Below are 24,412 nucleotides of genomic sequence, written 5' to 3' on the forward strand. Positions count from 1 at the left end.
ATTTGTAAATTGGTCATAAAATTTAGAATTTATGGAAAAGCAGATTTTGGTGCCTACCAATTTTTCAAAATATGCCTGGAATGCTTTAGTTTTTGGACTTAAACTGTATAAAAAAATTTCATGTAAATTTATTTTATTGAATGTTTATGAAGATAGTCACGGTTTAAGCGATAGAATTGTTGGTGTCAAGTCTGAAGATAACGCGAATACCAAAGAAACTTCTAAAAGTGGTTTAGACCGAATTATGCAAGGTTTAAGTTTTAGAAAAGAAAATCCTAATCACGAATTTGAAATTTTATCTTTAGAAGGAGATCTGGATGATGCCGTGCAAGAGATTATTAATACCCGTGCAATAGATTTAATTCTAATAGGTGCAGAGGGTGCTAATGTAAATATTCATAGCTCTTATAAATCAAAATTATCTAAACTGGCCAATAGCATACAAAATTGTGCTATGCTTTTTGTTCCTGAAGAAATAGAACTTACCGCTCAGCCATTAAATGAAATTGTTTTTCCTACCACACTTAGATTCCCTTTTAAAGAGAGAGAATTAGACCCACTAAAGGATTTAGCTTCAAATTCTGGTTCGCCAATTAGAATTTTATACATAGACAGTGATAATAAAGGTTTAACTGAAGAGCAAAAAACACTTCAAACCAATTTTGAAGGACATCTTTCAACAATAAAGCACTCATTTCACAGGCTTACAAAAACAACACCATCTACAGGAATTCATTTATTTATCGAAAGTCGGCAAAGTACCATGTTAGCCTTATATAAAAGAAAACAGGGTTTTTTCTCTAAACTTTTCTCGCAGTCTAAAGTAGATGATATTGAGTTTGATCCAAGTGTCCCTGTTTTACTTTTAAAAGAAGTTAATTAATTACCATTTTCTTAGCGAATATCCAGCATCCCAAAAATGATATTCTAAGTGAGAAGCAGTAATAAAAGCTTCAGTCATTTTAGCACGAACAATTGGTGTAGTATTTTCAGCATGCTTATCACAAATCTGGATAGCCTTGTTTACAGCCTCACCAAATTCTTTTCCCGCATAAGTGTCAATCCAAGCTTGATATGGATTTTCGCCCTTTTTTTGATTTTCCAAAATATAATCACCTACTGCTTTATAAATCCAAAAGCACGGCAGCACAGCAGCCATTGCTACTTCAAGATTTTCTAAAGCAGCGGTACTTTTTAGAAAATTGATATAGTGGTGGCAGGCCGGCTGGATAATAGCTTTTTCAGAAACACCAAATTCCTTAAAATAAGATTCGTGCAATGCACTCTCAACAATTATAGCATTTTCAGCAAATTGAAGAAAAGTAAGCATATTTTCAGTATCATAAGCGCGCGCACCAATCAATGCTAACGCACGTCCAAAATTTTCTAAATATGCCGAATCCTGACTCATATAAAACTGAAACTTCTCTAATGGTAAACTGCCATCCATCAATTTTTCTATAAACGGCATTTTAATAATTCGGTCGTAAATTGGACTTATCGTTTGCCAGGTTTCTTTACTCCAGCTCATTTTTTATTAATTTTTGTGGGTTAAAAAAGTGATTTAAGGGACCATTTCCATCTCCTGTTTTTACATCTTTACCATGGTTAATGGCATTATGGGCAAAATTCTGCCCTAATTTTATAGCTTCAACTAATTCTTTGCCTTGTGCGAGATATGCAGCAATTGCAGATGATAATGTGCAACCAGAACCATGCGTATTACTGGTATCAAACTTCTCAAATTCGTAAGAATAAACTTGCGAGTTTTCAGCAAAATAAAGTGAGGTGATTTTATCGCCTTTTAAGTGTCCGCCTTTCATTAAGACCGATTTGCAGCCCATTTTCATTATTTTTTCTCCTGCTTTTTTCATGTCTTCCAGCGTTTCAACTTTCATTTCAGCTAAAACCGCAGCTTCATCCATATTAGGTGTAATGACATCAGCTAACGGAAACAATTTCTCGACAATCGATTTTATTGTTTCGTCTTCTATTAATTTGTGGCCGCTTGTGGCAACCATTACAGGATCAAAAACTAGAGGCGTTTTTGGATATTTCTGTAATTCTTTTACAATGGTTTCTACCAATTCTGATGTATGAACCATTCCGATTTTCACCGCATCAGGAAAAATATCTTCAAAAATACTTTTTATTTGTTCTGAAACAGCCTGATAGGGAATAGAGAAAATATTTTTTACCCCAGTAGTATTTTGTACGGGAAGTGCGGTTAACACCGAGGTGGCATAGCATCCTAAAGCCGAGATAGTTTTGATATCGGCCTGGATTCCTGCGCCGCCACTACCGTCGAAACCAGCGATGGTTAATGCTGAAGGATATTTATAGGTTTTCACGTTGATTTTGTTGAATTTGAGTTTTAATTTTTTCTGCGGCTTTTTTAGGATTTTCTGAAGCGCAAATCGCAGACACCACAGCAATACAATCTGCACCTGCTTTTATTATTTCAGCAGCATTACTAGCATCCATGCGGCCAATAGCAACAAGTGGTTTTTGGGTTAAAGCGCGTATTTTTTTAATTCCGTCGATGCCCCATTCGGTTACTGTATCGGTTTTGGTTTTGGTGCTGTAAACCGGGCTAATTCCTAAGTGATTAGCTACTTTAGTTTGAGCGTTTTCAAGTTGTTCCAAGTATTCGATAGAATATCCAATAGATTTATTTTTATTCCATTTTTGCTGAATTTCAGAAGGAGGCATATCATTATTCCCCACATGAATTCCGAAGGCATCTACCGCTTTTGCAACTTTAAGATTATCATTAATAATAAGGGGAATTTGATATTTATCAGTGATTTTTTTTAGCGCTTCGGCATTTTTGATGAATGCTGAAGTGTTTAAATTTTTCTCCCGAAGCTGGATAATATCTACTCCTCCTTCCATAGCCATTTCAGCTACTTGAAGTAAAGGATAATGCACACAACTTTCTTCTGAAATAACCAAGTATAATTGGTACGGAAAATCAGGATGCATTATTCGCTTAATTTAAGATGAGAAAGGAATTCCTCTTCAGTAATATTGTATAATTTATCGAGTAAATTTAGTTGAAGGCTACCTGGCCCGGCCGAATTTTTAGCAGCGATTTCGCCACAAACTCCCATTAAAGCCATGGCTGCGGTGGTAGCTTCAAATTTATTATCAATAACTGCCGCAAAAGCAGCTGTAATTGCGGAAGCCGAGCACCCAAGACCGGTAACCTTGGCCATTAGTGCATCACCATTTTTTAGTGAAATTATTTGATGCCCATCAATAATGATATCGGTCTCTCCCGATATACAAACCACTGCTCCAAATTCTTTATTTAAAGATTTGGCTGCTTCGATAGCTTCAGTACTTTCAGCAGTGCTATCTACGCCTTTTGTAGTAAGATTTGAAGCTTTAGCCAAAGCCATAATTTCTGAAGCATTTGCTCTGATAATTGTGGGTTTTAGCTCTAGTAACTCGGCGATAATTTCGTTGCGGTAAGGCGTTGCGCCGGCACCTACAGGATCTAAAAGCCAGGATTTACCAAGCTCATTTGCCTTTTTTGCAGCTTTAATCATGCTAATGCTCCAATACTCATCTAAAGTTCCTATGTTAATCACTAGCGCCTGGCAGATGCTTACCATATCTTCAATTTCAGATTGGGCATGGGACATAATAGGAGAAGCTCCAGCGGCCAATAAAGCGTTTGCAGTATTATTCATCACTACATAATTAGTAATGTTGTGAATTAATGGCACCGATTTTTTTAAATCTTGAATATGTTGCCAAAGAATTTTTTTCATAGTTGGGTCAGTTTTTGGCTTTAGAGAAAACTGCTTAGAAAAAATAAAGGCAAGTTCACGAGCCTAAGTTTGGCAAACTTTTTCCTACGACGATTTTATCGTATCAGGTTCAAAGGGACTCTCTCAATTCTTCTTTCAGAATACCCCTAAAGCATCGTAAAATTAAGGTAAAAATGAGGGCTGATAAAATTTTTGATGAATTAAGTTTACCAGGTTTATTTTTTGCGTAACGTTCCTTTATTAAACATTAAATATTCTATATTTAGCAAGAATATTCGTTAAATTAGGTAAACCGGAGCACTAGTTCAATATTTAAAATGGTATTGCGGGCATCCTTTTTCTAAAATGTAATTATATGAAAGCTCTTAAAAATTTTCGCAGTACTTTACTAATATTATTGCTACTTGCTTCTTTCCCGATTTTCGGACAGCGACAATTTGGTGCAGCTACGCTTTATACGGTTAGGGAAGAGATGGCAAAATCCCCAGAGGAAACTATCGATGAAGTTGCAGATATTGGATATTTATATATAGAAGCTGCTGGTTATAACGATGGTCTGTTTTATGGAATGAAGCCTAAGAAATTTAAAAAATTATTAGGTAAATATCACACCAAACCATTAAGCTCCCATCAAGGTGGCGTAACCATGGAAAATGTAGATCAGATGATAGCTGATGTGAAAAAAGCCGGCTTTCAATATTTTGTGATTCCTGTACCGCCAATGGGTAAGTTTACTTTTGATGAGCAAACTCAGACTATGGGAATGGACGATGATCTTGATTTTTTAGTCGATATCTTTAATACTATAGGTGAAAAATGTAAAAAAGCCGGGATAGAATTATTGTATCATAATCACGATTTTGAGTTTAAGAAAAATGAAAATGGAATAGTACCAATAGAATATTTCTTAGAGAATACAGATCCAGATTTGGTGAATTTTCAGATGGATTTATTTTGGGTGACAAAAGCTGGTGCAGATCCTGTAGCTTATTTCGAGAAATATCCTGGCCGTTTTAAATTATGGCATATAAAAGATATGGATGAAGCAGGTAATTTTACTCCGGTAGGAGAGGGAACTATAGATTTCGAGAGGATTTTAGAAAAAAGAAAGGAATCTGGGATGAAGTATTATATCGTAGAGCAGGATAATACATTTGATTTAGAACCTCTTGAAGCAATTAAAATTAGCCATGAAAATCTTCGCGATTTGGGATTCAACAAAGTGAAATTTAAAAAATAAGATGTTAATACATATAACTAAAAACCCTCTGACGTTCTCAGAGGGTTTTCTTGTTGTAATAATTTCAAAAAAAATGTAAGCTATTCCAAAAGGTATTTCTTACTGCGATTATTTTCAAAGTCAAAAAAGGTATAGCAAATTTCCTTAAAACCGTCATAGATCTCACAAATTGTATTTTCTATAAATTGGCTGATATTCTTTAATTCTGAATTTTCTTCGGAGTTTAATAATTCTTCTGAAAGTAATACATAGCTTTTACTTTCAACAGAATTTTTGAGCAAATGATGAGCTTCAACAACAGTTTGTCCATATAATTTTTCGAATTTGCCTATATTATATTGAGCAAGTGGCCCGTAATGTGCAATTAATTTTAAGGATAAATCGATGTCTAACTGAAATTCTTCTTCTAAAAAACCAATTTCTTGATGGAATCCTTCTTTCATCAAACAAAATTGATGCAGAATCTCTTTTGCGCTGATACGTTTACCGTATTTAAAGAAAAGAACAGCATCACCTTCAATTTCTGAAATTTTAAGATCAAGAGTGTTGCTCTTAATAATCGCGTTGAGCAATTTCGAAATTATTAGTTTCCCGGTTTCAAAATCTGTATTTTCAACAAAACGACTAAAACCACTTATATCTGGGATAATAACAGTTCCTTTTAAGACTTTTGGTTGATAAACTCCAGGATTAACAATATAGGGTAGTTGTGTAATTTTGTTTTTCATTATTAATTTTTATACAAACAGGCTAAACTCATATTTTAGCTCAAGCTGTTTACCTTATTTTGGTCTATTTTAAAGGTCCAAACTTACAGTGCTCGCAAAAAATACTGCTAAAAATAGTATATTTGCTTTACTAAAGTTAGTTAATTAATAAAAAACAAATAAAGCTATTTTGCAAACGTCAATTTTATGGGACAATTATTAGAAAAAAAGGCTTGCGAAAGCAAGCTTGGAGCAATAGATGATGCGCTTTATGCAATTGGCGGGAAGTGGAAATTGAAAATCATAATCGCGCTTAAGGAGGGTAATAAACGTTTTAACGAATTACAGCGAGCTTTAAATATTTCAGCAAGAATGTTATCCAGAGAGTTAAAAGATTTAGAACTAAACGGCTTTGTAGACCGAAAGGTTTATACCGAGGTTCCAATTGTGATTGAATACGAATTAACAGATTACAGTAATTCTCTTTCTGAAATATTAGAAGCATTAAGTTCTTGGGGAATCAAACATCGTCAAAAACTAATTGATGAACGTTCTTAAATGTATTGAATCATCATATTTTTGAAAATAATTTTGGTACTATATAATAAACCGTAAAAATTACCGTTATTTTTTTGAGGAGTTCATATTGTTGAATTTTTCATTATAGATTAACCACAATTAGCCTAATCAAAAGTGGTATTATAAAGCCTTTCGATAAGAAAGGCTTTATTTGAATATAAAGTAAATCTTATGATGAATTTTTTTTAATAAAATTTAATAATATTGATTAAAATTCCTCCTAATTTTCAAATTTATTTTTGGTGTTACAATAATTTCCTTAATTTCAACCTTATTAAATCTTTGCATAATATTTTGGCAAAATACTTGTTATAGATAAGTCCCAAATTACCGAATGATGTTGCTAGAAATGCTGAATTATAGATATAAGGAGGATACCTCTGTGATAAGAGAAGCGATGGATTATTGCCATAAGCTTTTAAAAAATAGTAGATGTTCTAAGCTGCCTTATCATAATATTCAGCATACCTTCGAGGTTTATCAGTATACAAAGAGGATTGCAGATTATGAGAATTTGTCTGAAGAAGATAGAGAAATTGTGATTTTAGCCAGCTTGTTTCATGATACTGGAAATAGTAATTCTTTTAAAGAGCACGAAAAGATTAGTGCTAAAAATGCCGAAGAGTTTTTATCGAAAATAGATTATCCGCAGGAGAAAATTGATCAAGTGGTTTCTTGCATTTGCGCTACCCAAATGCCGCAGGCTCCTAAAAATAAAATTGAAGAGGTGTTATGTGATGCAGATTTAGCTCATTTAGGGACAAATTCTTTTCGATCAAAAAATAAATTGCTAAGATCAGAATGGTTTAAATGCTTCAATAAAAATTATAGTGATATCGAATGGTTACAAAATAATATTTGTTTTCTAGAATCTCATTCTTACTTTACAAACTACGGGAATGATATTTTGCTTCCGAAGAAAGAAAAAAATCTGAAGTTAGTAAAAAAGGCTTATGCCAGATTACTTGCCAACAAATAGAATTCGAAGTTGAGTAAACTTATTGCTATTAGCTTTTCTAATATTTAAATTTCTGGAATAAAATGTTTGAAGAATTAAAAGAAGCTTATCATTTTGTTTTTGAAAAGGAATTATTGGAAGAAATTAACAAATCTGGTTACCTGAAAGAATTTAAAGAAGGCGATGTGATCATCGAAATTGGGGATTATTTAAAATCTATGCCACTTCTTTTAAGCGGAGCAATTAAGATTTTACGCGAAGATCAAGACGGTGACGAACTTTTACTTTACTTCTTGGAACGTGGAGACACCTGCGCAATGACGTTAAGTTGTTGTCTTGGAAACACCAAAAGCCAGATAAGAGCAGTTGCAGAGAGAGATACCAGTTTAATTATGGTTCCTATTCAAAAAATGGATGAGTGGACTGCCAAATTTAAAAGCTGGCGATATTTTGTATTTGAAAGTTATCAAATGCGTTTAACTGAAATGCTCGATACCATAGATACCATCGCATTTTTAAACATGGATGGACGAATTTTAAAATACCTTCAGAATAAAGCTAAAATAAATCAAGATAAAAAAGTTAACAGCACGCACCAACAGATAGCCTACGATCTGCATACTTCTAGAGTCATGGTTTCCAGAATTCTAAAAAAAATGGAGATTGAGAACAAAATTAAATTATTTAGAAATCAAATCGAAGTTTTAGAATTATAGCTAAAAAAGTTAATTTTTGTAACAAAGGTTACCGCTTACTTCCAGTGTGACTAGTATATTTGCCGTCAAATTGCAATAATGGAGCTAGTTCAGATTATAGGATTTATAGGTGCATTAATTATTGGTTTGGTATTGGGACTAACCGGTGGTGGTGGCTCCATTCTTACCGTACCTGTATTTGTATACATTTTACATATAAATCCAGTAACAGCAACGGCCTATTCCCTTTTTGTAGTGGGATCCAGCTCTGCTGTGGGGGCTATAGATAATTTTAATAAAGGAAGAATCGATTTTAAAAGTTCTGTGATTTTTGCACTTCCTGCGGTAATTGCAATATTTTGTACTCGTAAATTCTTATTACCAGCTATACCACATCATATTCTAAATATAGGAACTTTCGAGCTCACAAAAGATTTGATGATCATGATCTTTTTTGGAATATTAATGTTATTGGCTTCCTTTTCTATGATATTCAAAAAAGATAAAACTTGTAAAGATGAATCTGATAGCAACTCTAATCCTATAAATTTATTGATGATAATTTTGGGTGCTTTAACTGGTATTGTTACCGGTTTAGTTGGTGCTGGCGGAGGTTTCATTATCGTTCCTATTTTGGTTTTCTTAGCAGGATTAAGGATGAAAGAAGCTGTAGGTACCTCACTTTTTATAATTTCAATAAACTCTATTATCGGTTTTCTGGGGGATTTAGGGCATTTACGGGTTGATTGGGTCTTTCTTTTAATCTTTACATTTTTATCAATAATCGGTATTTTCTTCGGAATATATTTGAGTCGGTACATTAACTCTCGGAAGTTGAAAAAAGCTTTTGGATACATGGTTTTGGTGATGGGGATTTATATTCTTTGGAAAGAACTTACCGCCAGTAGCATCTAATATATTAAGTAGTTCTATACAAGATCGTCTACCAAATTCTCACAATTTTTTGATCATAAGTTAGAATATATGATTTAACAAAAATCATTTTAAATTTTCTGCTTTCCAATAATGCTGTAGGAGTATTATTACTTAAATTTAAGGGTAATTATAAAGCTTTTCATTATCACGATAACACGCTATTTTAAAGGCTGTTTCAAAATTTAAAAAATGGAAAATTTAGATTACGCTCGTCTTCAGATGGCCTTTACTTTAGGCTTTCATATTATTTTTGCTTGTATAGGTATGGTCATGCCATTTTTTATGGTTGTTGCTCACCATAGATATTTAAGAACCCGTAATCCTGTTTATTTAAAACTTACCAAAGCCTGGCTTAAAGGAGTCGCTATTTTCTTTGTGACCGGTGCCGTTTCGGGTACCGCCCTTTCTTTTGAATTGGGAATGTTATGGCCAGAATTTATGAAACATGCCGGCCCAATTATAGGAATGCCTTTTTCGCTGGAAGGAGCTGCCTTTTTTGTAGAGGCAATAGCATTGGGATTCTATCTTTATGGTTGGAACAAACTTCCAGAAAAATTTCACTGGTTTACCGGCGTAATCATAGGGATTTCAGGTGTGCTATCTGGTATTTTGGTTGTGGCAGCAAATGGCTGGATGAATGCTCCAAGCGGATTTGAATATATTAATGGAGAATTTACCAATGTAGATCCAGTTGGCGCGATGCTAAATCCTGCATGGTTTACCCAAGCCCTGCACATGACGTTAGCAGCTTTTGTAGCAACTAGTTTTGGAGTTGCCGGGATTCATGCGTTTCAAATATTAAGAGGCAAATTTTTAGAAGTGCACAAAAAGGCATTTCAAATTTCTATATTCTTTGGAGCAATTGCCGCGCTTTTACAACCGCTAAGTGGAGATCTTTCTGCCAAGGATGTAGCTGAACGACAACCAGCTAAATTAGCCGCGATGGAAGCTCATTTTGAAACCGAAAAAGGCGCACCACTGTTTGTAGGCGGAATAGTAGATGAAGAAAATAAAGAAGTAAACTATAAAATAGAAATCCCAAAAGCACTTTCTTTCCTTGCTTTTGGAGATTTTGATGCTGAAGTAAAAGGGCTAAACGAATTTCCTGAAGACGAAATTCCACCTGTTGCTATCGTACATTATGCTTTTCAGGTGATGGTGGGGATCGGCACTTTGCTCGCCTTAGCCGGTTTGCTATTTTTTATAAGTTTAAAAAAGAAATCCTGGATGGATAGCAAAAAATACTGGTGGTTTTTTATGCTCTTAGCTCCCCTTGGATTTCTAGCCTTAGAAGCAGGTTGGGTAGTTACTGAAGTTGGTCGGCAACCCTGGATTATTTACCAGATCATGAGAACCAGTGATGCCGTTACACCAATGCCGGGAATGAAGTTTAGTTTTTTTATGTATGTCGCCGTTTATATTTTATTGGCGATTACGGTAACCTGGTTAATGCAACGACAAATTAAAGCCCTAAACACCCAAAAAGATTAAGTATGTTGTACGTAGTTTTATTTTTCTTACTGTTTTCGCTCTTGCTTTATGTTCTTTTGGGAGGAGCCGATTTTGGCGCCGGTATAGTAGAACTTTTTTCTTCCAGAGAAAATAAAAAAGTAAATCGTGATACCATTTATAGAGTGATGGGGCCAATTTGGGAAGCCAACCATATTTGGTTAATTATCCTTATTGTTATTTTATGGATTGCTTTTCCAATATATTTCAATATTATTATTATCTATTTGCATGTGCCTTTAACTCTAGTGCTTTTGGGAATTACCATGCGTGGTGTTTCATTTATTTTTAGGCATTACGATGCATTCGAAGATAAATCTCAAATGGTTTATAATAGTTTATTTCGATTCTCGAGTTTTGTAACACCGGTTTTTTTAGGAATGTGTTTCGCTGCGCTTGTTGGTGGGGAATTGATAGTTACTGAAGATTATACCAATTACGGCTTTTACGATCTTTTTATGCAGCCTTGGTTTAATGGATTTAGTATTTTGATGGGATTATTTTATGCTTCACTTTGTGCGTTTTTAGCCTCAACTTTATTAATAGGCGAAAGTAAAGGTGATATAAGAAATATGTATATCCGAAAATCAAAAATATTTACAGGTATTTTAGTAATTCTTGGGTTTATTTTAATCGCTTACGGATTTTTTAATGAGATCGCTTTTATAAGGGATTTTGTAACAAATCCGATCTCTATCGTTTGTATTATACTTTCAGGAATTTTATTATTTCCATTGTGGAAATATATACGTTCTGGTCGTAGAGTTCTAAGTAGGTATTTTGCCGGTCTTCAAGTGGTTTTAGTACTTTTTGCAGCATTGATCGCTCATTTTCCGTATGTTATCATTACTTCAGAAGAAGAAATTAGCCTATTAGAAAATATATCACCAGATACTGTAATTATGGTTTTGGGAATATCTTTGATTATAGGAGGCGGAGTGATATTGCCGGGATTATTTCATTTAATGAAATCTTTTAAAATGATTAAAATTTTTGAAAGAGATGAGCAGCAATTTCAGGAAAAATAATTAAGTGTAAAAACTGCACTTAACTTTTATTTTTTGTCAAAATGTTAGATATTAGACAATAAATCTATAATCTTTCAAATGTCATTTAAATTTAACGTTTCAAGCTATCTTTTACTAGGGATTATTTTTGCTTCATTTAGTAGTTGTAAAAATGCTGAAGTTTCAGATCAGCAAAAAGCTGATATAAAATCAGAATCTCAACAAATCACCTACCATAATCCAATTGTGGCCCAACGTGCCGATCCATGGGTTTTAAAAGCTGAAGATGGTACTTATTATTTTATTGCTACATCGCCAGAGTACGATCGTATAGAAATGCGCCAGTCTAAAACGATAAATGGACTAGGAACTGCCGAACCCAAAGTAATCTGGACAAAGCATGAAACCGGTAAAATGGGAGCTCATATTTGGGCTCCGGAGCTGCATAAGATTGACGGAAAATGGTATGTCTATTTTGCTGCAGGAGAAGTAGAAGATGTATGGAAAATAAGAATGTTCGCGTTGTCTAATGATTCAGAAGATCCTATGGAAGGGGAATGGAAGGAAGAAGGACAAATAGCTACAAAGCGCGATTCTTTTTCTTTAGATGCTACTACTTTTGAACATAATGGAGAACACTATTATGCATGGGCACAAGCCGTTAGAGAAGAAGGAGGAACTTCAATTTTGTTATCTAAAATGGAGTCTCCCACTAAACTTAAAGGTGAAGAAATTGAAATCACAAATCCTGAGTATGATTGGGAACGTATAGGTTACCTGGTTAATGAAGGGCCGGCGGTTATTAAAAGAAACGGAAAAATTTTTATGACTTATTCTGCAAGTGCAACAGATGCGAATTATGCGATGGGATTGTTATGGGCAGAGGAAGATGCCGATCTAATGAATCCAGATTCATGGTATAAATCTGAAAAGCCTGTTTTCTCTACAAATGCTGAATTAAGACGATTTGGTCCCGGCCATAGTTCATTTACAGTTGCTGAAGATGGTGAGACCGATGTTCTAATTTATCATGCAAGAGTTTACGAAAAAATAAGAGGTAATTCTTTATATGATTTTAATCGTCATACAAGAGCAAGAACCTTTACATGGGATGAAAACGGATTCCCGGATTTCGGGCAGGATATAACAGACTAATTTTTAATATGATAATAAACAAAAAAAGCGCCAGTCGGCGCTTTTTTGTTATTACTCTTCATCCTGAAAAATTTCTTCAATTTTCAGATTAAATAATCTGGCGATTTTAAATGCCAGTGGCAAACTGGGATCAAATTTGCCTTTTTCGATTGCATTTATGGTTTGCCTAGACACTTCAACGCGATTGGCCAATTCTGCCTGCGTAATGTTTTGCTCGGCTCGTAATACTTTGATTCGATTTTTCATTTGTAACGAGCATTTCCAATTAACATTGCAACCAAATAAGTGATTCCCATGACGAAAACCAAATGAGAGATTTCAGCATTAAAGGAGATCAGGTTAGTGGTATCTAACATAGAGTAACTAATTCCAACGATCAATGTAATTCCTAAAGTTATAGCCATAGCATCCATACTTATTTTACGTTGTAAGGGATCCTGGCTGTTAAGATGTTTTCGATTGATTAATATCATACCAAACCCTACAAGAGCGTTTATTATGATCATTACAATGGTAATGATTTTATTTTCGTTCCAGATAAATTTTGGGCCAAAGGCAACAAATGCCAAGGTGAAAACCCATAAAAATGTCCATACAGCCAAAGCATTAGTGTTCTTTTTTAATTCACTGCGCCAGTTATTTTGTTTTGCTTTCATAAGTAAAATGTATTTAACTAAAAGTAAAGTTTATTTTACAAATATAGGCTGTTTTTTTAAAATGTCAAGTTTTGTTTACATTTTTATTTTTTCTGAAATATTTAATAAGTCAATCCAACCTTAATAAATACCTTTATACAACAACTTCAGATTCATTGTTATACCCCATAAATTATGATAAAGCAATTTGGAAAAGCCCCATCTGGTAAGCGATTAGCAAGAATACAAGAATGCAAAAATTTTAAAGATGGAAGCTTTCAGAACATAGAAGAAACCTCGGTAAACCCTAATAACGTATCGATGTTCACAATGATGAAAGATATGCGAAATCGCCCAAAATCGGTAAATCCTTCAAACAAAATCCCTTCTGTAAAGACTAATCTTAACACTATAGAAGCTGAAGAGCCTTCTTTTGTATGGTTTGGACATTCTTCTTATTTACTGAAAATAAAAGAGTATACTATTTTGGTAGATCCTGTGTTTAGCGGAAATGCTTCGCCGGTTTCTTTCTTCGGAAAAGCTTACGATGGCGCCAATGAATATGGAGTAGAGGACATGCCTGAAATTGATATTTTACTGCTTACGCACGATCATTACGATCATTTAGATTATCCAACGATAGAAAAGCTAAAATCGAAGGTAAAACGAGTGGTTTGTTCCTTAGGAGTTGGTGCGCATTTAGAATACTGGAGATATTCAGAAAGGATGATTACCGAATTAAATTGGTGGGAATCTGAAAAAATTAAAAGTAATTTTAAAATTACTGCTACGCCTGCCCGTCATTTTTCAGGACGCTTATTTAAGCGCGGCAATACGCTGTGGTCGTCTTTTGTTTTTGAAGTTTTTGGATACAAATTATATTTAGGTGGTGATTCAGGATATAGTCCGCAGTTTAAAGAAATAGGTGATAAATTTGGCCAATTTGACCTTGCAATTTTGGAATGTGGACAATACGGGAAAAACTGGCCACAGATTCACAATTTTCCAGAAGAAGTGGTGAAGGCTGCAAACGATCTACAAGCCAAAAAAGTAATCCCTGTTCATTGGGCAAAATTTACGCTTTCTACCCATCCGTGGAATGAACCTATAATACGTTTTACAAAATCAGCTGAAAAGGAAAAGCTTAATTATGTAAGTCCGAAAATTGGAGAATTATATCAATTGAATCAGGAATTTAAGCAGGAAGTTTGGTGGGATTTTGAATAATTTCGATTAAATTCATAGGATATTTCGTACTCCTTAACTATGAAAAAATTAATATTATTTTCTTTTCTGATGTTTCAGGCAAGCCTGACATTGTTTTCTCAGAACTCACCAGAAATTAAGGTTGGCAATAAAAAACTGGATCTTGCAAAACTAAACGTAGATGTGAAAATTGCCGGAAACCTAGCCACCACAACATTCGAATTATTTTTCTACAATCCAAACGATGAAAGACTGGAAGGTGAGTTAAATTTCCCACTAGGCGAAGGCCGGGAAGTAAGCCGGTTTGCGCTAGATATCAAAGGAAAGCTAAGAGAAGCGGTAATTGTTGAAAAGGAGAAAGCTCGCGTTGCTTTTGAAAGTACGGTTAGACGACGTATCGATCCTGCATTGCTTGAGAAAACGCAGGGAAATAATTATAAAGCACGAATTTTTCCTATCGAAGCGAAATCTTATAAACGTGTAGTTTTGGCTTATGATGAAGAACTGATTCTGAATAAAGGCGAATTATTTTATCAATTACCGTTAGAATATGATTTAAAACTCGAGAATTTTAACTTAAAAATTAGCGTGGCCGGTATTGATGATGCTTCTACTTTAAAATCAAACTTGAAATTCGAGAATTTTGGCGGAAATTTAGTTTCAGAAATTGAGAAGGAGAACTTTAAATTAGATCAGGATTTTATTTTCAGAATTGCTGAAAATGATGCAAAACCAACATTTGTAGCTCAGGATGACTTTTTTTACTGGTATAATTCTATAGAAGCCAAAGAGCGCATCAGGCCAAAACCTTCAAAAATCAGTATCTTTTGGGATGTTTCGTATTCAGAAAAAGATAGGCAAATTCAAAAGGAAATCGATCTTCTAAAAAGCTATTTTGAGTATTTAAGAAATGTTGAAGTCGAGTTAATCACATTCGACTATAAAGAGCGAAAAAAATCTACTTTTAAAGTCGAAAATGGAGACTCTAAAGCACTTTTCGAATTTTTAAAATCTCTAATTTATGACGGTGGTACGGCTTACAATAAATTAGATTTTAATAGTGAAGATAGTGAGGTTATTTTATTATTTAGCGATGGTTTAGACAATTTTGGAGGTTTTGAGGAGAAATTTAATCTTCCAATTTTTGCTATAAACAGCAAAACCTCAGCAGATCATAAAGAGCTTCAACAGGTTTCTTTGCAATCTGGCGGAAATTATATCAATCTTAAAAATTCGGGCTTAGAAGAAGCAATTTCAAAACTGAAAAATCAGCCTTTGTTATTCTTAGGAGCAACTTCAGAAGATAATTCGCTTGAAATTTATCCAAAAGAGAAAAAAATACTCAATAAAGATTTTACACTAACCGGTAAAGGTTTTGAAAATACAACGATTACTTTAAAATTTGGGTTTGGTAATGAAGTAGTGAATACGATCGAGATTAATCCTGTGGATGCGATCGATGTTAAAGATTGGGGAATCGATAAGAAATGGGCGAATCAAAAAATTGATTTCTTAAATGTCCAAAATGAGGATTTGGAAGATGAAATTATCGAAGTAAGTGAAGATTATCAGGTACTTTCAGATTATACATCCTTGTTGGTTTTAGATCGACTTTCAGATTATATCGAGTACGAAGTCACGCCACCAGACGAAATGTTAGCGGAGTATCAGGATGCGATGCGTCGTAAAAAATCCAGTCTTGCAAATCACCAAAATAACCTGAAAGCAAAACGTTTATTGATTATTGATGGATATAACGATATTCAAAAATGGTACGGGAAAGCGCCCAAAATTGATATTTCAAAAGATACTATTTCTCAAAGAACCAACGATCCTGTGACTAGCGTAGTAGATTCTGGCGAGGAAGCTCCAGAACGTGAACCAAGTTCAAATTCAACATCTAATTCAAATTCAGGAGAAGATATTCCCGGTAATGAGAATTCAAATCATTTAGTAAAAGGAAACGTAACGGCGGCAGGAGATGATTTTCCTTTACCGGGGGTGAATGTTATTGTTAAAGGAACCTCAAACGGAGTTCAAGCCGATTTTGACGGAAATTATCAAATTTATGTAGACGAAGGTGAAAAATTGATTTTCAGCTATATTGGTTTTGAAACTCAGGAAGTAGTTGTTACAGGAGATCTAATTGATGTAGAATTAGAAGAAAATGCTTCAACTTTAAATGAAGTAGTGGTTATGGGGTATCAGAGCGAATCGTCTAATACTAGGACGAGTGCTGTAACCGCGTTACAGGGTAGAGTTGCCGGAATTCAGGTAGTAAACGATGAAGAAGAAATTGTTAGTTTAAGAGGTGCAAATAATTTATCTAACAAAGACCCAATTTATATTGTGAATGGAAATTTAGTCGGTGAAATGCCTAATTTGGATTCTGATGATATAGCGGAGTTTTACAGTATAAATTCAGAAAATGCCACTAAACTTTATGGTGCTCAAGCGGTCGGCGGTGTAGTTGTTATTAAAACTAAAGAGCTTTCAGAAAAGGAAAAAGATAAAATAGCCGAGCTGGAATTGAAAATTGAAAATGAACTGGAATTAAAAGGATGGAATCCAAATTCAGCATATATTAGGCAACTCAAAAGAACAAATTCTGCGGAAGAAGCCTATCAATTATATCGCGAATTAAGAGAAGAATATAATAATATGCCGTCCTTTTATATGGATGTGGCCGATTATTTTCTGAGCCAAAATGAAACTGAAAAAGCCTTCAGAATTATTTCTAATATAGCTGAAATCGAATTAGATAATTATGAGTTGAGCCGAGCCTTAGCTTATAAACTGGAAGCGGAAGGAAAAACAGGAATGGCCGAGTATATTTATACCAAAGTTTTAGAATTGCGCCCTGAAGATATCCAGTCTTATCGTGATTTGGCATTAATTAAAATTGAAAATGGACATTTTCAGGAAGCTTTAGAATTGCTTTACAAAATTGTAAGTGGTGAATTAGTAGAAAAAGATGAAGCACGCAGATTTTCTGGAATCGAGGATATTTCTTTTGTAGAAATGAATAACCTAATCACGCTTCATAAAAATGAATTGGATTTATCGAATATTGATAAAAAGTTTATTAGTCCAATGAAAATGGATCTTCGCGTGGTGCTCGACTGGAATCATAACGATACTGATATTGATCTTTGGGTGATCGATCCTAAAAATGAAAAATGCTGGTACAAAAATAAAAAAACAAAAATAGGCGGGAAACTTTCTGATGATATGACCGAAGGCTTTGGCCCTGAGTCTTTTAAATTAAAAGAGGCTATAAGCGGCAATTACGAGATGTTTATTGATTATTATAGCGATAATGTTCAGAAAATATCTGGACCAACATTTTTAAAAATCACAGTTTTCAAAAATTACGGAACTAAAGAACAGCAAAAAACATTAAAAGTTTATAGATTAGAAAATAGTGACGACGAGCTAAAAGTCGGCGAAATAAACTTCTAAAATTTGCTAAAAACTAGGTATTTAACTGGATTGGGTTTTTTGGCTATCGGTTTTTTGCTTAAAATGCTTTTTACGCATTTGATAGATTACTGGGCATTAATAAAACATGTAAGTGTTATTTTTATTTTTTTAGGCTTATGCTTTTTGTTTGCAGGAATTTTTGTGCGATCTGAAAATATAGAAAAAGGAACTTTCAAAAAAGATCCTGTAACCTATAGCATGGTAACATTAATGCAAATAATACTTATAGTTGGGGTAGCTGGCTTTGCAATTGTAACAGAGCACATTGCCGAAGGAGCAAATTACTATCTTACTAATACAATTATTAATAATTCTTACCAAAAAACAACAGCTACCGTTACAGGCGAGCAAGCAATCAAAACAAGTATTAGTGACAAAGGCTACGAAAAGTTTGCAGTTTTTCAATATCCGAATAATTACGGTACCATCGAAAACCAAGGCATTAAGTTAAATCCTAAACTTCGGAAGAAATTAATACGAAGATCTATCGATTATCGAAATGGTCAATTTAGTACGAGATTGCAGGGACAGCAATTTGTGATACAATATTCCACCAGGTTTCCTTCTATGTTTATAATCGCTGAATAACTTACAGTGCTTCCTCAAATAGTAAATTAGTATTTGGATCTAAATCTATCGATACCGGTTTTTCTGAAACTTCAATCTCAAAAGTTTCTTTCTTTTTAGTAATATCAAATTCGATAGTTTTTGGCTCCTTTGTGGCAAAATTTAGTTGAAGCTCTAACGGAAATTTAAATTGATTTTTCTGAAGCTGCCGAACCGTAATTTTAAGTTTTCCATTTTTAAAACTTTGATCGATCTTCAATTTTGGCTGGCCGTATTGCGTGGTCCATTGCTCAAAAAATAGATCTAAATCATCTCCTGAAGCTGCTTCGAATTCAGCTTTTAGATCTGCTGAAGTCGCATTACTGAATTTAAATTTTTGATAATATTCTCTAATAGCATTCCAAAAATTATCGTCGCCTACTTTTCTGCGAAGCATATGCAACACCCATGCACCTTTTTGATAGGAGTTTGGATTCAGTAATTCCATTAAATCGGTTCTGGAACTATCGATGACCGCCGTTTTTGTCGTTTGACTAAAACCGATTACTTGGCGTCGTTCCTCTTGTAATTTCTCGTCTAATTTTGATTTTCCGTATTTATGCTCAGCATACAGATCGGTAAAATAAGTGGCAAAACCTTCGCTTAGCCACAGATGCGACCAGTCAATTTCGGAAGCTGAATCTCCAAACCACTGATGTGCAATTTCATGTGCTAAAAGAAATTCTGATGAACGTTTCCCATCAACAGAATTTTCAAAATAAAAGATATTTCCGGCGTTTTCCATTCCCCCATATCGAGTGGTCGATTGTACGTTCGCTAATTTTGTAAACGGAAAAGGCGCAATATTTTCAGTAAAAAATGATAAGATTTCTTCAGCCTGTTCGTAATCGTAAAAACCAGCTTCTTTATTTTCAGGATACACCCAAGATGAAAGCGGAATTTCATCAATTTCGCCCAAATGCTGTACGGCAAATTCAGCCACGCCAATCACCATCACTTTGGTAGGTAAGTTTAATGGCGAAGAATATACATAAAGTGTTTTCTCTTCGTTAAGATTGGTCATTTCGTGAAGTGTTCCTGTAGCCACAACTTGATATTTTGAAGGTGCAGACACATAAAAAGAAACCTTCGCTTTATCTGAAGGATGATCGATTACCGGCAGCCATAGATGTGCTCTATTTGGCCAATTATCACCAAAAAATGTACGATCTCCATATTTATTTTCACTAATTATGAGTCCGTCTTTTGGCACTCCATGATAATAGATCCTAATTTCTTCTTCAGAAGTAGTGCTGATGCTTAATTTCTCTTCGGAATGTTTGAAATCTAGATTTTTACCATTTTGAAGAATACTGTCTACACTCATTCCTTTACCATTTTCTTCCGAAGCAAAATCCAGCGCTAAAACACCTGAATCTTCTGTGTATTTAAAATCGATAAGCGCTTTTCCTTTAATGACATCATTGTTGTCATTCAGATCTAGATGAAATTCATATTCTAGGATATCTACTTTTGGATTTTGCGCAAACAATAGAGCAGGAGTCAGGATATTCAGGATAGAGAGTAGAAAAAAATTGCGTTTCATTTTATCGATTTTGAGCTTTAAAATTACTGTTTTCAATTCAGCTAGAAAATAAAAAAGCCGCTTCTATGTAAAAAGCGGCTTTTTTAATTATCAACTATTCGTCATTCCGTTCCGATAGCTATCGGAATTGTTCCGGAATCTCATAAAGATTGTAAAATAAAAATTATAGACTGAGACACTGAATCAAGTTCAGGGGTGACTGTAATTCCATCTTGACATTTAGCTCACATTTTATTCATTTAAAAAATTAGAATTGCGGAGTTTCACAACGCTCGTCAATTAATCCTTCGCTTTTGAGATCTATCCAAAAGTCTTTTGGGATTTTCGCATTAAAAGCTTTCATGTTTTCGATGGTTTGGTAAGGCTTGCTGGCTCCGGCTAAAACGGTGTCGACAACCTTTGGTGCATAAGAAAACTGTATCGCAGCTTTCGCAAGATCAACATCGTAATTATCTGCAATTTTGATCATCTTTTTATAGCGAGCGTCAACATCTTCCGGCATTTCCCCAGCATAGTTGTAGCGCTTTTGTCCGCCCAACAACCCTGCATTAAAAGGAGCTGCTACAATTAGACCAACACCGCTTTCTTCAACTTTAGGAAATAAACGGTCTAAAGAATCTTTATGGTCGATCAAGGAATATTGTATTGCAGATAGAAACAAATCTGGATCTGCATAATCAATTGTTCTTAAAATAGGCTCTACCGTGTTTACGCCGAGTCCCCAACCTTTAATTAATCCTTCTTCGCGCATTTTGCTAAGTTCTGGCATGGCACCTTTTTTAGCAATTTCAAAATGTTCTTCCCAATCGCCAAGATCGGCATTGTTATCTGGAGAGAGATCGTGGATAAATGCATAATCTATACTTTCTACGCCAAGTCGCTGCAAACTATCCTCTACAGAACGTCGAACAGCTTCTGCCGAATAATCATAGCGATAATCAAATGGAGCAGGGTCTACCCATTGCGTATCTGGAATATTTTTGGTTGGAGTAAACAAACGACCAACTTTGGTCGATAAAATATACTCTTCTCGTTGCTTATTTTTTAGAAAATGCCCCATACGGCGCTCGCTTAAACCCAAACCATACCAGGGAGAGGTATCATATTGTCTAATGCCGCATTCCCAAGCAGCTTCAAGCGTTTCCCAGGATTGTTTGTCACTCACTTTTTCAAAACCGTTTCCAACAGCAACGCCACCAAATGCCAGTTTTTCAAGTTTTAAATTTTTCTTCTTACTCATTTCCTTCTTTTCTTTAATCTGAATTTAGCGGGAAATTACTAAAGAATATCTTTATAACGCCTATGTTTAACGGCTTATAACACTAAAAGCTTTTCGCGTGTTAAGATTTCGTTGATGCTTCTATAACTGTATAAAACAGCATTGTAACAAAAGTTACTGGTCTTGCTTAAGGTTTTATTTACTTTTGCTCTGGAAGAAATTAAAAATGGACAAATACGTAAAAATAATTCAGGATTCGTTTACCGGGTATTTTGATTATCTGGTGCAGGAGATCACTAATCCTTCCTGGACTAATTATTTTTACTGGTTAATCGCCATTTCTTTACTTGTTTGGATTATAGAAATTGTTTTGCCCTGGCGCAAAAATCAGCCTGTTTTTAGAAAAGATTTTTGGCTGGATGGCTTTTATATCATTTTCAATTTCTTCCTGTTTTCGTTGATTGGTTACAACGCATTATCGAATGTTGGTGTAGCTATTTTCAATGATTTTCTGGGACTTTTTGGCTTAGAAAATATTGTAGCCATTAATATCCAAAACCTGCCAGTTTGGGGTCAGCTTTTGATCATGTTCGTGATTGCCGATTTTATTCAGTGGAATGTTCATCGACAGCTACATAAACGTCCCTGGTTATGGCAATTTCATAAAGTACATCATAGCGTAAAACAAATGGGGTTCGCAGCGCAGTTCAGGTTTCATTTTATGGAAACGATTGTTTATAAAACCGCACAGTATATCCCGTTGGCGATGATAGGTTTTGGCATCCAGGAGTTTTTTATCGTCCACATGTTCAGTGTGCTTGTTGGTCACCTAAATCATGCAAATGTGGGCTGGAATTATGGATTTTTAGGCTATATTTTTAATAATCCAAAAATGCATATCTGGCATCACTCCAAAGATTTACCAGAGTCACATCCCTATGGAATGAATTTCGGACTCAGTTTGAGTATTTGGGATTATCTTTTTAAGACAGCATATATTCCGAAGAGCGGAAAAAATATCGAATTGGGTTTTGAAGGAGACGATAATTTCCCGGAAAGTTTTAAAGAGCAAATGGTTTTTCCGTTTAAAAATAAAGAAGTGAAATAACGAAAGAATATAAAAAATGATTATAAAACAGTTTAATGACGAGGCTTTAGCACATTATTCGTACGCCATTGTAAGTGAAGGTGAAATGGCGCTGGTAGATCCATCAAGAAATCCCATGGCGTATTATAAGTTTGCTGAAGAACACAATGCGAAAATCGTCGCGGTTTTTGAAACCCATCCTCATGCCGATTTTATTAGCAGTCATTTACAAATTAATGAAGAAACTGCCGCAACTATTTTTGTAAGCAAATTGGTAGGCGCAGATTATGATCATAAAAGTTTTGACGAAGGTGATACGTTCGAATTAGGAAAAGTTACTTTTAGCGCTTTAAATACGCCAGGTCACAGTCCAGATAGTATTACGGTCGTTGCCAAGGATGGAGAAGACACTGCGCTATTTACCGGAGATACCTTATTTATAGGAAATGTTGGCCGGCCAGATTTGCGTGAAAACGCCGGGAATATGAAAGCCAAGCGTATCGATCTTGCCAAGCAAATGTATAACACCATGCAAACTAAATTTAATGATTTGCCGGGCGATGCTTTGGTATATCCGGCACATGGTGCAGGCTCGTTGTGTGGTAAAAATATGAGTAGCGATTCTTCCGGTACTTTAGGAAATGAGCGCATGGGAAACTGGGCTTTTAAAGAACAAACCGAAGATGAATTTGTAGACGAAATTCTAAAAGATCAGCCTTTTATTCCTTCTTATTTTGGTTTTGATGTTGATATTAATAAAGCCGGAGCTTTAAACGTGCAGAAAGCAAAATATAATGTTCCGATTTTCCTTAATGTAGATGAAATTGAAGAAAGTTTACCGATCGTTGATAGTAGAGGCGGAGATATTTTTAAAAAATCCCATTTACCGGGAAGTATCAATATTATGGCGACATCGCCTAAGCAAAAGTTTGAAACATGGTTAGGAGCGATCATTCAGCCAAAAGAAGCTTTTTATTTAGTGGCGCCTTCAGTTGAGGACATTGATGCTTTGTTGGAGCGTGTTGCTAAAATTGGTTACGAAAAACATCTGAAAGCGATCATTACTGTTGCTGAAGATCTTGAAGGTTCTACCGAATTTTTAGCGGTAGACGATTTTAAAGAAAATCCTTCAGAATACACGATTGTAGATATTAGAAATACTTCTGAAGTTGAAGAAGGGAAGTTTTTTGAAAGTGCGATTGCCATTCCGCTAAATGAATTAAGAGATCGTACAGACGAAATCCCAACAGATAAACCAGTCGTTGTGCATTGTGCCGGCGGCTATCGATCTGCAGCCGGAAGCAGCATTGTAGATAAGCAGTTAAGCGGAATTAAAGTTTTTGATCTAAGTGATGCTGTAAATGATTTCAAATAATTATAATTGATATTTTCTTTTATAAAATTTTGAGTGAATCCCAATTTCTAATTGAAATTGGGATTTTTCTTTATGTCGAAATTCGATGTTTCGGAGCATTATTTTCAGAATATTTATAAATTATTAATAATTAATTAAAAACCTTAATAATTTTCTATATTTACAAAGCTTGTTGCTTAAAATGAGCAAAATTTGATCAAATATGGGGAAAAAGTTTAAGCTTAAAGTGAATGAAACATCAGAATTTGAGTTTACCGAAGACCAGATTTCAGATTTAGACATTCAAACTACTGATAATGCAAGTTTTCATGTACTTCATAAACATAAATCCTTTAAAGCTTCCGTTGAAAAAAGTGATTTTCTAAAAAGGCAGTATTCGATAAAAATCAACTCCAATCTTTACAATATTAGTATCGCAAACGATTTAGATCTTTTAATAGAAAAAATGGGTCTTTCCCTGGGATCTGCGCAATTGATCAATAACATTAAAGCGCCTATGCCTGGATTGATTCTGGAAGTAAATGTTCAAGAAGGCGCAGTTGTGAAAGAAGGTGATTATTTACTGGTTTTGGAAGCCATGAAGATGGAAAATACAATTACAGCACCCAGAGACGGAGTAGTAAAAAGTATCCAGATCAAAAATGGTGAAACTGTAGAGAAAAATCAATTGCTTATCGAAATGGAGTAATC

Annotated in this window: 24 protein-coding genes and 1 riboswitch; of the genes, 15 read left to right on the forward strand and 9 right to left on the reverse strand. The window is 34.6% G+C overall.

Features of this window, described 5'->3' with window-relative positions; translation table 11 throughout:
- The first annotated feature begins 31 nt into the window (after positions 1-31).
- Positions 32-883, forward strand: a complete 852-nt coding sequence (locus tag PBT91_RS07205; RefSeq protein WP_270061103.1) for a universal stress protein — start codon at positions 32-34, stop codon at positions 881-883.
- On the opposite strand, the gene tenA is transcribed toward PBT91_RS07205, so the two are convergent.
- The 4 genes from tenA to thiM are packed head-to-tail and all read right to left on the reverse strand — an operon-like array spanning position 884 to position 3,779.
- The gene (tenA, locus tag PBT91_RS07210; RefSeq protein WP_270061104.1) at positions 884-1,531 is read right to left on the reverse strand and encodes a thiaminase II; all 648 of its coding nucleotides are present in this window, start codon (positions 1,529-1,531) and stop codon (positions 884-886) included. It abuts the gene before it with no gap.
- Positions 1,518-2,351, reverse strand: coding sequence for a bifunctional hydroxymethylpyrimidine kinase/phosphomethylpyrimidine kinase (gene thiD / locus PBT91_RS07215; RefSeq protein ID WP_270061105.1), 834 nt, complete (start codon positions 2,349-2,351; stop codon positions 1,518-1,520). Before thiD ends, tenA begins: the two co-directional genes overlap by 14 nt.
- Positions 2,338-2,985, reverse strand: coding sequence for a thiamine phosphate synthase (gene thiE, locus PBT91_RS07220; protein WP_270061106.1), 648 nt, complete (start codon positions 2,983-2,985; stop codon positions 2,338-2,340). Before thiE ends, thiD begins: the two co-directional genes overlap by 14 nt.
- On the reverse strand, positions 2,985-3,779 hold the full coding sequence (thiM, locus tag PBT91_RS07225; RefSeq protein ID WP_270061107.1) for a hydroxyethylthiazole kinase: 795 nt from the start codon (positions 3,777-3,779) through the stop codon (positions 2,985-2,987). The genes thiE and thiM overlap by 1 nt, the downstream gene beginning before the upstream one ends.
- A 64-nt stretch (positions 3,780-3,843) precedes the next feature.
- Positions 3,844-3,937, reverse strand: a riboswitch (TPP riboswitch).
- A gap of 197 nt (positions 3,938-4,134) precedes the next feature.
- Between thiM and PBT91_RS07230 the strand changes: the two genes are divergently transcribed.
- Positions 4,135-5,019 (forward strand): sugar phosphate isomerase/epimerase family protein, encoded by an 885-nt coding sequence (locus PBT91_RS07230; protein ID WP_270061108.1) that lies wholly within the window; start codon positions 4,135-4,137, stop codon positions 5,017-5,019.
- An 80-nt stretch (positions 5,020-5,099) separates the two neighbouring features.
- On the opposite strand, the gene PBT91_RS07235 is transcribed toward PBT91_RS07230, so the two are convergent.
- Entirely contained in the window at positions 5,100-5,747 is a 648-nt protein-coding gene (locus PBT91_RS07235; RefSeq protein WP_270061109.1) for a DUF2652 domain-containing protein, read from the reverse strand.
- A gap of 186 nt (positions 5,748-5,933) precedes the next feature.
- Here PBT91_RS07235 and PBT91_RS07240 point away from each other — a divergent pair, with 186 nt between their 5' ends.
- The 7 genes from PBT91_RS07240 to PBT91_RS07270 all read left to right on the forward strand — a co-directional run bounded on the left by PBT91_RS07240 (position 5,934) and on the right by PBT91_RS07270 (position 12,565).
- The gene (locus PBT91_RS07240; protein ID WP_270061110.1) at positions 5,934-6,284 is read left to right on the forward strand and encodes a winged helix-turn-helix transcriptional regulator; all 351 of its coding nucleotides are present in this window, start codon (positions 5,934-5,936) and stop codon (positions 6,282-6,284) included.
- 355 nt (positions 6,285-6,639) lie between these two features.
- A complete protein-coding gene (locus PBT91_RS07245; protein WP_270061111.1) occupies positions 6,640-7,284 on the forward strand; it encodes an HD domain-containing protein in 645 nt (214 codons plus the stop codon).
- Between the two features lie 62 nt (positions 7,285-7,346).
- Positions 7,347-7,979 (forward strand): Crp/Fnr family transcriptional regulator, encoded by a 633-nt coding sequence (locus PBT91_RS07250; protein WP_270061112.1) that lies wholly within the window; start codon positions 7,347-7,349, stop codon positions 7,977-7,979.
- Between the two features lie 78 nt (positions 7,980-8,057).
- Positions 8,058-8,873 (forward strand): sulfite exporter TauE/SafE family protein, encoded by an 816-nt coding sequence (locus PBT91_RS07255; RefSeq protein WP_270061113.1) that lies wholly within the window; start codon positions 8,058-8,060, stop codon positions 8,871-8,873.
- Between the two features lie 210 nt (positions 8,874-9,083).
- Positions 9,084-10,385, forward strand: a complete 1,302-nt coding sequence (locus PBT91_RS07260) for a cytochrome ubiquinol oxidase subunit I (protein WP_270061114.1) — start codon at positions 9,084-9,086, stop codon at positions 10,383-10,385.
- A gap of 2 nt (positions 10,386-10,387) precedes the next feature.
- Positions 10,388-11,431 (forward strand): cytochrome d ubiquinol oxidase subunit II, encoded by a 1,044-nt coding sequence (locus tag PBT91_RS07265; RefSeq protein ID WP_270061115.1) that lies wholly within the window; start codon positions 10,388-10,390, stop codon positions 11,429-11,431.
- Positions 11,432-11,509: 78 nt separating this feature from the next.
- Positions 11,510-12,565 (forward strand): glycoside hydrolase family 43 protein, encoded by a 1,056-nt coding sequence (locus PBT91_RS07270; RefSeq protein WP_270061116.1) that lies wholly within the window; start codon positions 11,510-11,512, stop codon positions 12,563-12,565.
- Between the two features lie 51 nt (positions 12,566-12,616).
- Here the strand turns inward: PBT91_RS07270 and PBT91_RS07275 are convergent, their stop codons facing one another.
- Entirely contained in the window at positions 12,617-12,811 is a 195-nt protein-coding gene (locus tag PBT91_RS07275; RefSeq protein ID WP_270061117.1) for a helix-turn-helix transcriptional regulator, read from the reverse strand.
- Positions 12,808-13,221 carry a hypothetical protein gene (locus tag PBT91_RS07280; protein ID WP_270061118.1) on the reverse strand — a complete coding sequence of 138 codons (414 nt, stop codon included), beginning with the start codon at positions 13,219-13,221 and terminating at the stop codon, positions 12,808-12,810. Before PBT91_RS07280 ends, PBT91_RS07275 begins: the two co-directional genes overlap by 4 nt.
- A 174-nt stretch (positions 13,222-13,395) precedes the next feature.
- Here PBT91_RS07280 and PBT91_RS07285 point away from each other — a divergent pair, with 174 nt between their 5' ends.
- The 3 genes from PBT91_RS07285 (at position 13,396) to PBT91_RS07295 (ending at position 18,477) form a co-directional block, all read left to right on the forward strand.
- A complete protein-coding gene (locus PBT91_RS07285; protein WP_270061119.1) occupies positions 13,396-14,427 on the forward strand; it encodes an MBL fold metallo-hydrolase in 1,032 nt (343 codons plus the stop codon).
- A 39-nt stretch (positions 14,428-14,466) separates the two neighbouring features.
- Positions 14,467-17,868 (forward strand): VIT domain-containing protein, encoded by a 3,402-nt coding sequence (locus PBT91_RS07290; RefSeq protein ID WP_270061120.1) that lies wholly within the window; start codon positions 14,467-14,469, stop codon positions 17,866-17,868.
- A gap of 63 nt (positions 17,869-17,931) precedes the next feature.
- Positions 17,932-18,477 carry a hypothetical protein gene (locus PBT91_RS07295; protein WP_270061121.1) on the forward strand — a complete coding sequence of 182 codons (546 nt, stop codon included), beginning with the start codon at positions 17,932-17,934 and terminating at the stop codon, positions 18,475-18,477.
- Position 18,478: 1 nt separating this feature from the next.
- Here the strand turns inward: PBT91_RS07295 and PBT91_RS07300 are convergent, their stop codons facing one another.
- Both PBT91_RS07300 and PBT91_RS07305 read right to left on the reverse strand, forming a co-directional pair.
- Entirely contained in the window at positions 18,479-20,041 is a 1,563-nt protein-coding gene (locus tag PBT91_RS07300) for a M1 family metallopeptidase (protein WP_270061122.1), read from the reverse strand.
- Between the two features lie 247 nt (positions 20,042-20,288).
- Entirely contained in the window at positions 20,289-21,281 is a 993-nt protein-coding gene (locus tag PBT91_RS07305; RefSeq protein ID WP_270061123.1) for an aldo/keto reductase, read from the reverse strand.
- 205 nt (positions 21,282-21,486) lie between these two features.
- Here PBT91_RS07305 and PBT91_RS07310 point away from each other — a divergent pair, with 205 nt between their 5' ends.
- The 3 genes from PBT91_RS07310 to PBT91_RS07320 all read left to right on the forward strand — a co-directional run bounded on the left by PBT91_RS07310 (position 21,487) and on the right by PBT91_RS07320 (position 24,410).
- Positions 21,487-22,368, forward strand: a complete 882-nt coding sequence (locus PBT91_RS07310) for a sterol desaturase family protein (RefSeq protein ID WP_270061124.1) — start codon at positions 21,487-21,489, stop codon at positions 22,366-22,368.
- 16 nt (positions 22,369-22,384) lie between these two features.
- Positions 22,385-23,722, forward strand: coding sequence for an MBL fold metallo-hydrolase (locus tag PBT91_RS07315; RefSeq protein WP_270061125.1), 1,338 nt, complete (start codon positions 22,385-22,387; stop codon positions 23,720-23,722).
- 202 nt (positions 23,723-23,924) lie between these two features.
- Entirely contained in the window at positions 23,925-24,410 is a 486-nt protein-coding gene (locus tag PBT91_RS07320; RefSeq protein WP_270061126.1) for an acetyl-CoA carboxylase biotin carboxyl carrier protein subunit, read from the forward strand.
- The last annotated feature ends 2 nt before the right edge of the window (positions 24,411-24,412 follow it).

The sequence above is a fragment of the Zunongwangia sp. HGR-M22 genome (genome assembly GCF_027594425.1).
In the GTDB taxonomy this organism is placed as follows: domain Bacteria; phylum Bacteroidota; class Bacteroidia; order Flavobacteriales; family Flavobacteriaceae; genus Zunongwangia.